Here is a 13,612-nt window from a genome sequence, read left to right on the forward strand (position 1 = left end):
GTGTGAAGTTAGGCACAGACTGAAAAGATTTTATGGTTTGTGTCTTCACTGTTAAGCACGGACAACACCGCATTGGCTAATGCTTTACGGCTCATATAACTGCCGGGCAGTTCAATCGCATTTTCAATTAAATGGAAGGTTTCGCCTTCGCTGGTATTTAGCCCGCACGGACGTAAAATCGTCCAGTTTAGCGAGCTTTCACGTAGTAAGTTTTCTGCCTGTGTTTTTTCTTGTAGCGCTTCACCTAACACTTGTTTTACTGGTTCAGGCAAGAAAGCCCACTGTTCACCGCAACCCATACTGGTAATAAAAATAAAACGAGCGGCAGGCGCATATTTCAGCATGGCACGAATAATATTGATATTACCGGCAGCATCGCTACGTACACCGTCTTTTTTGCCACCGATATAGCTGATTACTACTTTTGGCGAATATTGCTGCATCACCGCTTCACAGGCTTCCGGTGACATTACATCGGCAACCGCTGTTTGGCGATCAGCAAAAAGCGGGTCTGCCGAAGGTTGGCGCAACACCGAGACGATTGGCTGATCAGCCGCCGCCAGTAATGCGCGTCCGGCTAAGCCGTTGGCTCCAAATAATAAAATCATTATTCACCCTTGATTAATTGACGCATAAAGTCGATTTGGTTTTGGCGTAAATTGCGAGCTTCATCACGTCCGACAAAGATTTTAAACATTGCGCCGCCTTGATGGTTAATAAAGTTAAGTGATACGGTATGTTTGCCCATAAATGGACGCTCAAGTAAATAAATCGCCGCACAGTTTTCATAACGTAGGTGACCGTATACACCGCCTTCCTGAGCGTGATCGAAGTTGTAAAAACCTCTGCCGATTTGACCGCTTGGTAGCTTGCCGGTGACCTCAACCACCGCATCCGGCGTGTGTGCAATAAAGGTCACCGCATCTTCTAGCGTTGCTAGCGCTTGCATAATTTCTACAAAACGTGCGCCGTCCGTTTTTGCAACCATTTCCGCCGGTAAGCAGCTAATCACTTCTTCCAAACTACACTGTTTCATACCAGCAACCATTTCTAAAATTTGTCCCGGATTTTCGGCAAGTGATTGACGTAACTCGCTTAATTGTTCTTCACTTAATTTAATCATGCTGTTCTCCTTTTTATCTTCTGTGGGTAGCGTGAGCATTAATTTGCGGATCAAGGTCGGTGACCAGTATCGGCCGCTAATATTCAAGCGAGCGATGCCTTCTTGATCAATGTTTAATAAAGATAATTGTTGCCATTGCATCAGCAATTTCATTGCTTTCGGATTATGTTTAAATAACTTAATATCCAGATAGCCCAGTTCTAAATCGTGTTGCACGACACCAAGTAACGGCTTATTTACCCCGTGTTTACTTAAAAACGACAGCGCTTTTTTATCTGCAGGCGTATCTAAATAGGTTTGTAAGGTGGAATGCACTTGGAAGCTATAACCACCGAAATTACCGCCTGCACCGGAGCCGAAAGCAAGGCACGGCATATTGGATTTGACTAACGTGTTATAACGGTTACGTTCCCCGCGATTCGGGAAAGCAAAGTGGTTATTACTGACTTGTTGCCAACCGGCTTTTTGTAAATTCTCTACCGCATAAGCGTAATGTTGCGCTTGTACCTCAAAACTTGCGGCGGCAGGCAGAGAACCGTGTTCAATCATTTTATTAATCGGTAAAAACGGATAGTTATTAAATGCATAAATATCCAGACCCGATAACGGTAGGCTACTTGCCACTTGAATATCATTTGCCCAAACTTCGTCCGTTTGATTTGGTAAACCGAAAATCAAATCGGCAACGATAACCGCATCCAATTCACACAAGGCTTTAAGGTATTCATAAGCTTCCTCGCCGCTATGTTTGCGCCCTAAACGTTTACGAATTTTCGAGTTAAAGGTTTGAATACCGATTGAAATACGATTCACACCGGCGGCTATGCAAGCACGCGCCTTTTCAATATCAAAATGACTAATACGACCTTCAATCGTAAATTCACAATCGTCCGCTAACGGCAAATATTGATAGCAGGCTTTGATTAAGCGTACCAGATCTTCGGTATCCAGTGCGGTTGGCGTTCCACCACCGAAATAAACCGCTTTAATTTTACCGTTACTTTGGCGGATACCGGCTTCATACGCCAATTCTTCAATCAGTTTATCGGTATAAATTTTACTGTAGTCTTGTTTCCACGCATTGCGGTAAAAACCACAGAAAATACAGTGACTGGCACAAAAAGGAATATGGAAATACACCAAACCATCTTCTTTGAGGGCGTGAATAGCAGCTTGTCCCCATACGTTCTGCCATTCTTCTTGCGGCACCGCTTCACCACCCCAGATCGGCATTAATGCCTGACGTTCAGGGAATGCTTTTGGAGCAGCTTGAGTTGCCTGCCAATTTGTTGTTGTAATCATAATCACTCTCTCGATCAGTAATAGAAGAAGGGGAGAGTTATACCGAATCCAGTTGTAAATGATATTGATTTCTATCAACTTTTGTCAAGTTAACAGGAATTATTCGCATAAAAAAAGCAGAGCATTTTGCTCTGCTTTTTCGATTACTTATAAAAGGTTAACCTTTTAAACCTTCGGCAATACGTACCACATCTACGCCGGCATTTGCTTCTACACGTTGCATAAACGGCGAGAGTTGCTCAAGGTGTGAGAAATCCAATCCTAACAGACGGCACCAATTTAACATGATGTAAAGATACACATCTGCGACCGAGATATTTTCACCGAAGAAAATATGGCTTTCTAAATGCTCATTGGCGGTCGCTAACTGATTTAAAATCTGTTCTGCCGCTTGCTGACGAATAATGCGAGTTAACTCTTCATTACCCTCCGCATAGCTCGGTAAACGGAATAACGGTACAAATGATTTATGCACATCGCTATTAAAAAAGGCTAACCAACGTGCTGCTTTCGCTTTATCACGTAAGGTTTTGCTACCGAATAATTTTGCTTCCGGATATTTCTCATCTAAATAGTGCAAAATCGCTTGGTTTTGTGAAAGCGCTAAATCGCCGTCCACTAATAACGGTACTGCGCCACGTGGATTCAACGCTAAAAATTCCGCTGATTTAATAAAATCACGGCTCACGAGTTCCGCTTGATATTCTGCACCCGTCCATTCTAACGCAACGTGGGGAACAAATGAGCAAGCACCTTTTAAACAATAAAGTTTCATATCTTTCTCCAAATCAAATATCCTCGACCATTTTTAGCCGAGGAAGTAGTAATTTTATGGTAATAATTTCTCTAAACGCCACAAGTCCGCAAAACTTGCACGTGCTTTAATTAGGTGTGCTTGGTCACCGTCAACCATAATTTCAACCGCTTTCGGACGAGAATTGTAGGTTGAAGACATCGCCGCACCATAAGCACCTGCCGAACGCATTGCAATTAAGTCGCCTTGTTCAATCGCCAGTTCTCTGCTTTTACCTAAAAAGTCTGAGGTTTCACAAATCGGGCCAACTACGTCATAGACCGCTTTTTCACGTGCAAGTGATTGATCTACCTCGGTAATTTGCATATAAGCTTCATAAAGCGCCGGGCGGATCATATCGTTCATACCGGTATCAACAATCGCGAAATTACGATCTTCATTCGCTTTAAGGTATTCCACTTTAGTGACTAAGATCCCTGCATTTGCCGTGATCGCACGCCCCGGCTCTAAAATGATCTCAAGATCTGCATAACCTTTTAATTTTTCGAGTAATGCTTTGGCATATTCGGTTGGGTGCGGCGGCTCTTCACTGTTATACGGTACGCCCAAGCCACCACCTAAATCTAAGTGATGTAACTCAATACCGTCTTCTTTTAATTGTTCCATTAACACAATTAGGCGATCAGTCGCATCTAAAAACGGTTGTAATTCGGTTAATTGTGAACCGATATGGCAATCCATACCGGTAATTTTTACGTTTGGTAACGTTTTGGCTAAACGATACACCTCACGTGCTTGGGTTACGCTTACCCCAAATTTATTTTCTTTTAAACCGGTGGAAATATAAGGGTGAGTATGTGCATCAACATCCGGATTTACACGTAATGAAATCGGTGCGATTTTACCTAACTGACCGGCAACTTCATTAATGCGATGTAGCTCGGCGATTGATTCGATATTAAAGCAGCGAATACCGATTTCTAACGCACGCTGGATTTCACTGTGTGATTTTGCTACACCGGAAAATACCACTTTACTCGGTTCGCCACCTGCGGCAAGTACACGTTCAAGCTCGCCTTGCGATACTATGTCAAAGCCCGAGCCAAGGCGTGCCATTACATTTAATAAAGCGATATTGGAATTGGATTTCACCGCAAAACAAATTAAGTGTGGGTGTGAGCCGAACGCTTTATCAAAAGCGTGCCAGTGGCGCTCAAGTGTTGCACGAGAATAGATATAAGCCGGTGTACCGTATTGATTAATGATGTCTGAGACGGAAACGTCTTCCGCAAAAAGCTGTTGGTTTTTATAGTTGAAATGATTCATTTATTTACTTGTCCGTTGTGTTTGAAAAATAAAACCACGGCAAAGTAGCCACACTCGTATTTGCAAAAAATTGGGTAAATTTGACCGCTTGTTATACGCATATTTTTGAATTGCCGTGGTTAGAAATTATTTTGTTTGTTGGTGAGTCGGTTGCTGCTCAGGAAAATAAAGCGGGCCTTTTACACCACAAGCCGCTAACCCGAATGAGGTAACCAAAGCCACTAAAAGTAATTTTTTCATCATAAATCCTTGAGAGTGAATTATTTGCTGATTCTAAAACAAATTGAGGTAATGAAAAAGTAAAAAAGCCGTTTCGCCTGTTTTTAAATAATCACTCTCGCCCCTTGCGGGAGAGGGACAGATTTTTCTTCGTCTAGGAGAAAAAACAGGGAGAAAGGGAAGTAGCTAAAAGGCCTTATGATTTAACAGCCACGCACGGCAAGCCGTACGTGGTTACGATCAGCCTACAGCTGAGTGAGCCATGCTGTGGCTCCAAATCTTTCTACGATAGTGCTTGTTTCCGACGAATGCTTTTATTTTCCTTATATATTGACCACTTATCTGAATCTACTGAGAGACCAAAGCTATTCGAAAGATCATAGCTTGTTAATATTTAAAGGAAATCCCCCCCCTCTTTAGCAAAGAGGGGATAGGGGAGATTTGGCAGAATTAAAAAACGAAAAAATAAATCTGATTAAGATAATATAAAATTGAGTGGATTATATCAATATTGCTATATAGCATATATTTCTCAATTATATGTGAATACGCCCATAATAAATTCTAATTTTATATAATAATAGGAATAAAATAAGCGGTCTTATTTTTCCTAAACTTTACAAGTTGTTAGAAAAATTTGACCGCTTGGTTTTGGAGGCTCTTAGGAAGAACAATAACTATTTGCTGCTAAGGGCCTACCCCTCAATATTATCAACTAATTTGAAGAGTTGATGTCCAATTTCTAACTGTTTATTTAATTTAACAGTAAAGACTTCGCTTTTGTAGCTTAAAGAAATATATAAATCATAGAATCCAAATTCTAGCGCACTCATATCAATACCTTTTAGCATTTTTGTTGCATAGTAGCAGGCATTATAAGAACCTTGTGGATTATTGATTTTTTCTCCTAGTCCAGCTTTTTTGATCTGTCCTAATGCAAAGGAGTATTGCTTCTGTGTAATCGCTTTTTGGGCAATTAAATAGTATCTTGCTTGATTAAATTCAGTAATATCAATACCAGGGATTACAAATGCACCTTCAATATGCATTGTTTTTTCTTTGACCCATTCTTTTTCAATACTAATAAAATAATCAGAAATAGGATTTCTTCCGATTAACTTTCTTTTCGCTAAATAAATCTTATTTTGATTTTTAAATAAGCGATACTCAAAATAATCATCTGAGGCATATTTATCTAAATGACCTGCAGTAAAGTTGATACTTTGATAATTTCGTTCTTCTTTATTTTCAGATACAGAAATCTGAACTTCATATAACCCTTCTTCAAGATGGTTAACATCTATACCTTTAAATCCCATTGTTGCAGTACCTGCTGCGGTATAGTCAAAATATTTATCTCCATATAATGTATTTGACATGTCCTTTTTCTGGGTTATACCAAGGGGATATTCAAACTCAACATTTGTTGCTAGGTTAATAAACTTTAAATTTTTTGATAAATAAGTATAGTCAGGGGAGTTAACTCCTTCTATATAAGACAATCCTTCAATAAAAAATAATCTATTTTCTGAAATATGTAGATTATCTATCTTGTTTATGTGTAATTTTGGTTTTTTATTATTTGGCTTCTTAAAAAATAAACTCATGCTATATTCCTAGTAATAATTTCAATTATAGACTATAAATAAATTTATTGTCTTATATAATATCTATGATAAGGTGAATATTAAAATTCACATTGTTTATCGTTAACTAATAATATTTTATTTAGTTTTTCACTAAAAATCTCGTTGTTATGACTCAACGATACATACAACTCATATTCTCCATTCTCCCATATCTGAGTATCTATGCCTTCGAATTTCATAGTAGCATAATAACAGGACACGTAATTACCATATATGTCATTTAATTTCTTAGATAAGTCATTCTTTTTTACCTGCCCTAATAAGTAAGAATATGTTTCATTACTCGTTAAGTTTTTAGCTACTAAATAATAATTCCCAATATGAAAATCAGGCATGGCAAGCCCTTTTATGATATATTCACCTTCGATGTGAAACCTACTTTCTCTCACCCAATAACTGTTTAATGTAAATAGGGATGAAATATTTTTATCTCCTAATATATTTCTTTTGGTAAGAAAGATATCATTTTTTCTGCTAACTAAATAATATTCACAATCTTTATAAATATATTTATGATTGATCTGTTTATCTAAAACCAGGCTTTTATAATCTCTATCAGTGTTTGATTTTGTTACAGAGATATTTAGTTTATAAGTACCATTTTCTAATGATGATAAATTAATGCCTTTAAAATTTAATGTTGCAGTTCCCCCTGCAGAGTAATTAAATAAATAATCTTCATATAATTCTCTTGTTTGTTCAATTTTAGGTACAGTACCTAAAAGGTATTCTGTCATTGTATTATTAATAATGCTATTAAAAGAAATATATTTGTTTAAGTCTTTATAAGTTTCAGAATTATAATTTTTTATATATAATAGTCCTTCTATAAACAGCTTTCCATCTATAATCTTGATCATGCTGATTTTATTAATACTTTCTTCTTTTAATAAGATAGAATGTTTTCTATGACTAAGAATTGCTTTGCTTCTTATGTTAGGCAATACAATACTATTGTAGCTAGCATCATCAATAAAATTTTTATTTAAATTTTGGTATACTTTCTGTGATAATAAATTTGTTACAGATAGTATTTCTTGTAAAAAATAAGAAGTTACTTGGTTATGTTGAAATGCTAACTCAGATTCTGTATAGAAAACATTTAAATTCTTGTATTTAGATTCTAATTTATCGAGTAATTCTTTTTGTCCATATTCATGATAAAAATGATCGTTTCTTGATAAAAAGAAGTATATTGATTTATTTAAATTCTTTGAGTTTTCTATTTCTGTGAATAATAAATTATTATAATATGCGATATTATCTTCATTATAATTGTTTCCCATAACATGTGTGGCGATGTCTTGATTATAATTTTTCATCCATGAGCCAATGTGGGCTACTGGAGCAGAAGATACAATATTTGGAAAATCATATTTTATTCCAATAAATAAAGCTGCAAATCCACCTTTAGAAGCTCCAAGAAGAGTACAATCATCTTTAGTAAGATATAAACGATTTAATACTCTTTCTATTAAACAAGCAACTACATCAGAAAAATGAAGTTATCCAGAACTGCCTAAATAACAGGATTGCTCATCCTTAAATATATCTACAATCATCAAGGAATTACATTTGAAGAAATTTATAGATTTATCAAAATCCCATCCGTAATGTCTATATCCATTAAAAAGAACAACTAAATGTGCAATATCTTTTCGACTTGGCTTAAGGATATAACTAATTTTATAACCATTAATAACTTCTACTTGGATTTTTGATTTATGTGTTAATTGCATGATTTTACCTTTTAAACCTTTTGCTTCTTACTTAACTCCTCCTGGAATAATTTAGATAAAATATTAGAAATATAGATGAATTTATCTCTGTCTCTTATATAATTTATCTAAACAAGCTATATTCCAGCTATTGGGGATTAATCTATTATAAATATATTTCTTATGTGTCTGGGTAAATTCCTATTTAAAATAAAACTCTTCTAATGAATGGAAGAATAATGAAAGTGAATTGGTTATTTCTTCATTTAATTTATCATGGCATAATGAATAATCAAAAATTATTAATTTATTTTCATTGCTTGAAATATCATGTTTTTCTGACATTTCATGTATGAATTGGTCATTTCCTTTTCGTGTAAAAATATTACATATAATATTTTTTTGACTTATTGAGTATTCAATAACATGATTCTCTATATTATTTTCTGAATTAATGTAAACATCTAATACTAAAGTAGAATCTCGATATACCCATGATTTGTATGCAAACTTATCACTTTTTTCAGATGCTTTTGTGTCTAAGAACCGTTTAATAAAGTTAAGAAAATAAAGATAATTCGCGCGAGTTTTTAATAGTTTTTCAATATCAAGTAAAGCTTTATTCTTTAATTGATTAATTATTTTTTCTACATCAACAGGACTCACAAAAACTCTATTTATTAAGTCAGGAATACTTTTAGAAGTACTAAGTAAATTAACTATTTCATGATTTAGAGTATTAGCAAACGTTTCTGGAGAACGGCTTGGATGTAATACCTGATTCTTTTCAATAAGATTCTTTGCATTAGGTATAATAATTTGATTACGGTATGTGAAAAATTTAAAGCAATCTTTCCAAAAATCATTTAATTTTGCTACCTTCAAATTAGCTTTCATTACAGCAGTTGCTACCAATGACTCATCATTTGGGTATTGGTATAAATCCACTTTGTTTTCTATAAAATGATGGGTCAACTTTTGACGTTCTATCAAACAAGAATCTATAGCTTTTCCTGATAATCGGCTTAATGGAAAAAATGCTTGATAAACAGAGGGGGCAATCAATTGTCCTCTTTGAGTCCAAGCCCATGAATCCATTGCGGGACCAAAATTATATAATAATGCATCATCTTCAATTTGCTCAAATTTCTGAAAGAAATTACCTAGATTAGGAAATGTAAAATCTACGTCAGATTCAATTAACCAATAGTAATCAGCCTGAATATTTCGTCTGAAAGCATAATAAAAGTAGTCCCCACATAGCCAGCCTAAGCCTTTCTGGTTTGGGTGATTACTTAAAATTTGAATGTTTTCTAATAGTTCTTTATTTAAAGAAATTTTATTAGCATACTGTGGATATTGAATAATTTCTTTCGTTTCATCGACAATAAAGTAAATGTTTTCAGATTTAAAATATTCACCTAACTGTTTGTACAATCTTTCTTCATTAATAGTCCATTGATGAGTTCTAATACCAATAACAGTCTTCTTCATAAGTTTTTGCTCCTTATATTAATATTAGACTCTTTGTTTTTTAATTAACTCTTCTTGGAATACTTTTGATAAAATATTCGCTGTATAAATAAACTTTTCTTTATTTCCTTCACATAGTGCATCAAGACAAGCTCGGTTCCAGCTATTTGAAACAAGTCTTTTATATACGTATGCTTTATGCTTTTGTATAAATTCATAAGCAATATTGTATATTTCATCTTTCTCTTCTTCAGAGTAGAATTCAAATTCTCTGAGATAAATTAGTAAATCATGGTTCATGTAGAAAGCAATTTGATATGCTTTACGTAATTCGGGGATGTATTGCCATAAATTATTAATTGCTGCCATTCTTCCTTTAAAATTGCTTACGGATTTAGATGTTGTAATACTAGTTGCATTACCATAAATCAACCAAACATATACTCTGTTATTAATCAAGCCTATTCTCGCTACTTTTGAATACAGTTTGGCGGTAAACAGCTTGTCCTCATATAAACCTGTTTCAAAATATATATTATGTTCTTGAAGAGTTTTTACTCGATATAATTTATTCGTCGATAATGAATCATCAAATTGAGATAGTCTATTCTCAAAAGTACTAATTTTATTGGTTTTGTATAATGATCTAAACCACTCGCTTTCTACATTAGTTTCAAAGTCGCGACGTACTGTAACACCAGATACCACATCTAAATTGTTTTCCAGCATATACTTCATTAAATTTGAGAAAGCATCAGGATAAATTAGATCATCTGAGTCTAAAAAGAAGATAAATTCACCTTTCGCATTATCAATACCAAAATTTCTAGTTAAACCTAAGCCTTCATTTTTTTTATAAAAATAACGAAAACGAGGATCGTTAAATGAGCTAACAATATTCTCTACGGTCACTTCATGCCCATCATCAACAATCATTACATCTAAATTTTTATAATTTGATTGTTGAATAGATTTTAATGTTGCAGGCAATGTTTTACGAGAATTGTAACAAGGTACAAGAATCGAAATTAAAGGCTGTTCTAATTTATTGCGGCTGAATAATTTTTTTAATAGTTTCATGCTGTATCTCCTTTACGTTGTTTGATCTAAAGATAGGATTAAGCTATCCCATTTAGCAAAAACAGTTTGATTAGAGAAGTTGTTAAAGATCATTTCAATATCCTTTAACTTAATATTTTTACTATTTTCAATGGCTTTAACTACGTTCTCATAATCACCGTAAGGTAATAAAAATCCTGATTGATTATGGTTTACAATTTCTTTAGCAGCTGTAAATGAATCAAAAACAATCACAGGTTTGCCATAAGCATAGGCTTCTAGTAAAACAAGAGGAAAGCCCTCTGATTTACTCATTAATAATAAGGAATTATTTTCTGAGAAAATTTTAGTTTTATTACTTTCAAAGCCTCTCACTTTTAAAATATGCTCTAGACCATGACGATTAATTTCAGCTATAAATTCATCTTTTAAAGCTCCATCACCATAGATATTTACTACAATATTTGAGTTCTGAGCAAGAATTGTTTTTCCAAGGTCAATGATGGCAAATATATTTTTATCCGCATCTAGACGGCTAATTACTGCAGTATTTAATTGATGTTTTTTATTCTGTTTAATTGGACCAAATTCCTCATCAATAGAGTTATGCATAAATCCTAATTTATCTTGAATCTCAGGATTTAAATGAGGTTTAAGTAAGTCTACAGCTGATTGTGTAAGCAATAATAACTTTTGATAGTTATAGAGTTTGCCTTTATTTAACCAATCTAAATGTGGCCCATAAAGTTCTCTGGAAATCATATCTTTAACATCACCATGGAACATCAGAATTGATTTAGCGTTAGTTAAATATTTTTGGAAATACATATGAGCAGAAAACTGTAATGAAATTACAATGCCATCTGTATTTTGTAAAATATTAGCGCAAGCGCCATTTAAATATTGGCTAGATAATTTAAAATCAATATATTCGCTTTCTAATAAATGATATTCAGAGTTTGCTTCTGCAAATTCTTTAATAGCAATAACATAAATGCGAGAGTTATACTTCTGCTTATAGTATTTTGCCATATTCTTTAAAAATGAGTGGACACCACCAATTTGGTTTAAGTCATTTACTAAGAAAATAATATCCTTGCTGAATCTTAAATCTGCATTAAAATTTATTTTATCTACAATACGCTGAGTAGATTTTCCATCTTCCAGTGGATAAAATTCATTAATAATCTTACTATTGTTTGAGTTAAGCTTATTCCAGTTTAATGTATATAATTCAAATTCAGTTCGAATAATTTGCTCTTTAGGTAAATAATCTCCAAAATCGAAGTAAACCCCTCGTTGTTTCATATATTCATCATAATCATACTGGAATAGAATGATTGGCTTATTTAATACAGCAAAGTCAAGAACTAATGATGAATAGTCGCTGATTAAGATATCTGCGATTTTCATTAGCTCTGCCATATTTTCATGTGAGGTACAGTCAATAACGCCGTTATATGTATTAGCTAAATAATTTAGGTAATGCATTTTTGTGATCAATACATAATCATTATCTAAGTAATTTAGTAATGTATTTGGGTCAAAGGGCAATTGTACGGCACCAGCTTTACGGAAAGTTGGTGCATATAAAACAATTTTCTTATCAAATGGAATACCTAATTTATGCTTTATATATGAGCTATCAAGATACTCGGGTAAAGTAGTGTGTTTACTATATTTTTTTAGTAGATTCCAATTAAATTGATATAATTCTTCCGCTTCTTGTGCGACATATTTCCTAGATGCTAGTATTTCTAGCTCTTGTTTTCTGGAAGTATGTTGTTTTACAAATGATTCATAGTCGTACTGTATTAGAACTGCAGGCTTATTATATCTATCAAATGTATAGATTAATTCGTGGTAATCGCTAATTAATAAATCAGCAATTAAAAGGGCATCCTTATTATCTAAATCGGAAGTATAGTAGATATTATTTTCTGCTTGTTCGATATATCCTTTAAAAGGTAATAAAGTAAGCAAACAATACTCTTCACCTAAATGAGATAATAATTTATTAGGATCAAATGGGAAATAAAGTTCACCTACCCCTCTAAATTCAGGAGCATATAAAATAACCTTTTTATTAGGTAAACCTAATTTATTACGTAAGGCATTGATTTTATCGGCATTGCTTGTAGAAATAGATGAAAATAAATTATCCATTTTGGCACAACCAAGTTGTAATATTTCACCATCATAGCGCATTGCTTTACGTAAAAATGTATCAGTATAAAAATTAGACATTGAAATCATGCTGTCATAGGCAAGATCATAGCGGATTGCTGTTGCTAGATTTTTAATGTCAAAGTCAATGAACATTTTTTTATAAGGGATACCGTGCCATACCGAAACCCATTTATTAGTATCAGTAATACGGTAGCTATAGTTCATTGTGCCTGAGTCAATAACATAATCTGCAGTAAATTTTAAATATTCACCAAATGAAGTTCCATTCTTGACTAATACATGAGTATTTTTATACACAATGTCTTCAGGTAATTCACGTAATATAATATATACGTCAAATTTATCTTTATAGTATTGGATAAATGATGAAATATCAGCCATTACTCGATGGTTATAGTCTGATGGAATAAGTAGTACTGTTTTTCTGATAGCGGTACCAATAGACTGGCTAATACCACTTTGTTTCATTCTAGTTACAACAGTAGTGATTTTATGTGGAGATGAGTATGTGTTATTAAGGTGGCGTTCAGCCTGTTGGAGCTGCTTTTTCCAATGTGTATTATATGGAGCTATTTCAAGAGCTTTAGCAATAAATGAATGAGCCTCTGAGAAATGCCCTAATTTAAGGTGACATAATCCTAGCTTAAAGGTATTTTTTGCATGTAAAGGAGATGTGCTATAAGCAGCTTCAAAGCAAGATAAAGCTTCTGCCCATTGTTTTTTTCTGTATAAAACTAATCCTCGATGATACCCTTTAGGAGCAATCACATTATGATAAGAGTTTTTCAAAAATTTCATT

General features: G+C 33.9%; 11 protein-coding genes. All 11 read right to left on the reverse strand.

What is annotated here, in order from left to right; translation table 11 throughout:
• Positions 1 to 8: 8 nt before the first annotated feature.
• The 11 genes from C228_RS0109695 to C228_RS0109745 all read right to left on the reverse strand — a co-directional run bounded on the left by C228_RS0109695 (position 9) and on the right by C228_RS0109745 (position 13,611).
• Entirely contained in the window at positions 9 to 608 is a 600-nt protein-coding gene (locus tag C228_RS0109695; protein ID WP_018652423.1) for an NAD(P)-dependent oxidoreductase, read from the reverse strand.
• On the reverse strand, positions 608 to 2,425 hold the full coding sequence (hutW, locus tag C228_RS0109700; protein WP_018652424.1) for a heme anaerobic degradation radical SAM methyltransferase ChuW/HutW: 1,818 nt from the start codon (positions 2,423 to 2,425) through the stop codon (positions 608 to 610). Before hutW ends, C228_RS0109695 begins: the two co-directional genes overlap by 1 nt.
• 157 nt (positions 2,426 to 2,582) lie before the next feature.
• Entirely contained in the window at positions 2,583 to 3,200 is a 618-nt protein-coding gene (locus C228_RS0109705; RefSeq protein ID WP_018652425.1) for a glutathione S-transferase family protein, read from the reverse strand.
• Positions 3,201 to 3,254: 54 nt separating this feature from the next.
• On the reverse strand, positions 3,255 to 4,505 hold the full coding sequence (lysA, locus tag C228_RS0109710) for a diaminopimelate decarboxylase (protein WP_018652426.1): 1,251 nt from the start codon (positions 4,503 to 4,505) through the stop codon (positions 3,255 to 3,257).
• Between the two features lie 126 nt (positions 4,506 to 4,631).
• On the reverse strand, positions 4,632 to 4,745 hold the full coding sequence (lptM, locus tag C228_RS14185; protein WP_018652427.1) for an LPS translocon maturation chaperone LptM: 114 nt from the start codon (positions 4,743 to 4,745) through the stop codon (positions 4,632 to 4,634).
• A gap of 674 nt (positions 4,746 to 5,419) precedes the next feature.
• A complete protein-coding gene (locus tag C228_RS0109720) occupies positions 5,420 to 6,331 on the reverse strand; it encodes a hypothetical protein (RefSeq protein WP_018652428.1) in 912 nt (303 codons plus the stop codon).
• A gap of 80 nt (positions 6,332 to 6,411) precedes the next feature.
• Positions 6,412 to 7,848: a hypothetical protein gene (locus C228_RS0109725; RefSeq protein WP_245552764.1), complete on the reverse strand. Its 1,437-nt coding sequence runs from the start codon at positions 7,846 to 7,848 to the stop codon at positions 6,412 to 6,414.
• A 30-nt stretch (positions 7,849 to 7,878) separates the two neighbouring features.
• Complete coding sequence (locus tag C228_RS0109730) at positions 7,879 to 8,112, reverse strand: hypothetical protein (protein WP_018652430.1); 234 nt, start codon at positions 8,110 to 8,112, stop codon at positions 7,879 to 7,881.
• Positions 8,113 to 8,292: 180 nt separating this feature from the next.
• Entirely contained in the window at positions 8,293 to 9,585 is a 1,293-nt protein-coding gene (locus C228_RS0109735; protein WP_018652431.1) for a hypothetical protein, read from the reverse strand.
• A gap of 24 nt (positions 9,586 to 9,609) precedes the next feature.
• Complete coding sequence (locus tag C228_RS0109740) at positions 9,610 to 10,644, reverse strand: glycosyltransferase family 2 protein (RefSeq protein ID WP_018652432.1); 1,035 nt, start codon at positions 10,642 to 10,644, stop codon at positions 9,610 to 9,612.
• A gap of 12 nt (positions 10,645 to 10,656) precedes the next feature.
• Positions 10,657 to 13,611, reverse strand: a complete 2,955-nt coding sequence (locus tag C228_RS0109745) for a CDP-glycerol glycerophosphotransferase family protein (protein WP_018652433.1) — start codon at positions 13,609 to 13,611, stop codon at positions 10,657 to 10,659.
• Position 13,612 lies beyond the last annotated feature (1 nt).

It is taken from the genome of Actinobacillus capsulatus DSM 19761 (assembly GCF_000374285.1).
Lineage (GTDB): Bacteria > Pseudomonadota > Gammaproteobacteria > Enterobacterales > Pasteurellaceae > Actinobacillus > Actinobacillus capsulatus.

Excerpts from the sequence above, each read along its gene's own strand:
- C228_RS0109695 (WP_018652423.1), bottom strand. The coding sequence starts at position 608 with ATGATTTTATTATTTGGAGCCAACGGCTTAGCCGGACGCGCATTACTG.
- hutW (WP_018652424.1), bottom strand. The coding sequence starts at position 2,425 with ATGATTACAACAACAAATTGGCAGGCAACTCAAGCTGCTCCAAAAGCA.
- C228_RS0109705 (WP_018652425.1), bottom strand. The coding sequence starts at position 3,200 with ATGAAACTTTATTGTTTAAAAGGTGCTTGCTCATTTGTTCCCCACGTT.
- lysA (WP_018652426.1), bottom strand. The coding sequence starts at position 4,505 with ATGAATCATTTCAACTATAAAAACCAACAGCTTTTTGCGGAAGACGTT.
- lptM (WP_018652427.1), bottom strand. The coding sequence starts at position 4,745 with ATGAAAAAATTACTTTTAGTGGCTTTGGTTACCTCATTCGGGTTAGCG.
- C228_RS0109720 (WP_018652428.1), bottom strand. The coding sequence starts at position 6,331 with ATGAGTTTATTTTTTAAGAAGCCAAATAATAAAAAACCAAAATTACAC.
- C228_RS0109730 (WP_018652430.1), bottom strand. The coding sequence starts at position 8,112 with ATGCAATTAACACATAAATCAAAAATCCAAGTAGAAGTTATTAATGGT.
- C228_RS0109735 (WP_018652431.1), bottom strand. The coding sequence starts at position 9,585 with ATGAAGAAGACTGTTATTGGTATTAGAACTCATCAATGGACTATTAAT.
- C228_RS0109740 (WP_018652432.1), bottom strand. The coding sequence starts at position 10,644 with ATGAAACTATTAAAAAAATTATTCAGCCGCAATAAATTAGAACAGCCT.
- C228_RS0109745 (WP_018652433.1), bottom strand. The coding sequence starts at position 13,611 with ATGAAATTTTTGAAAAACTCTTATCATAATGTGATTGCTCCTAAAGGG.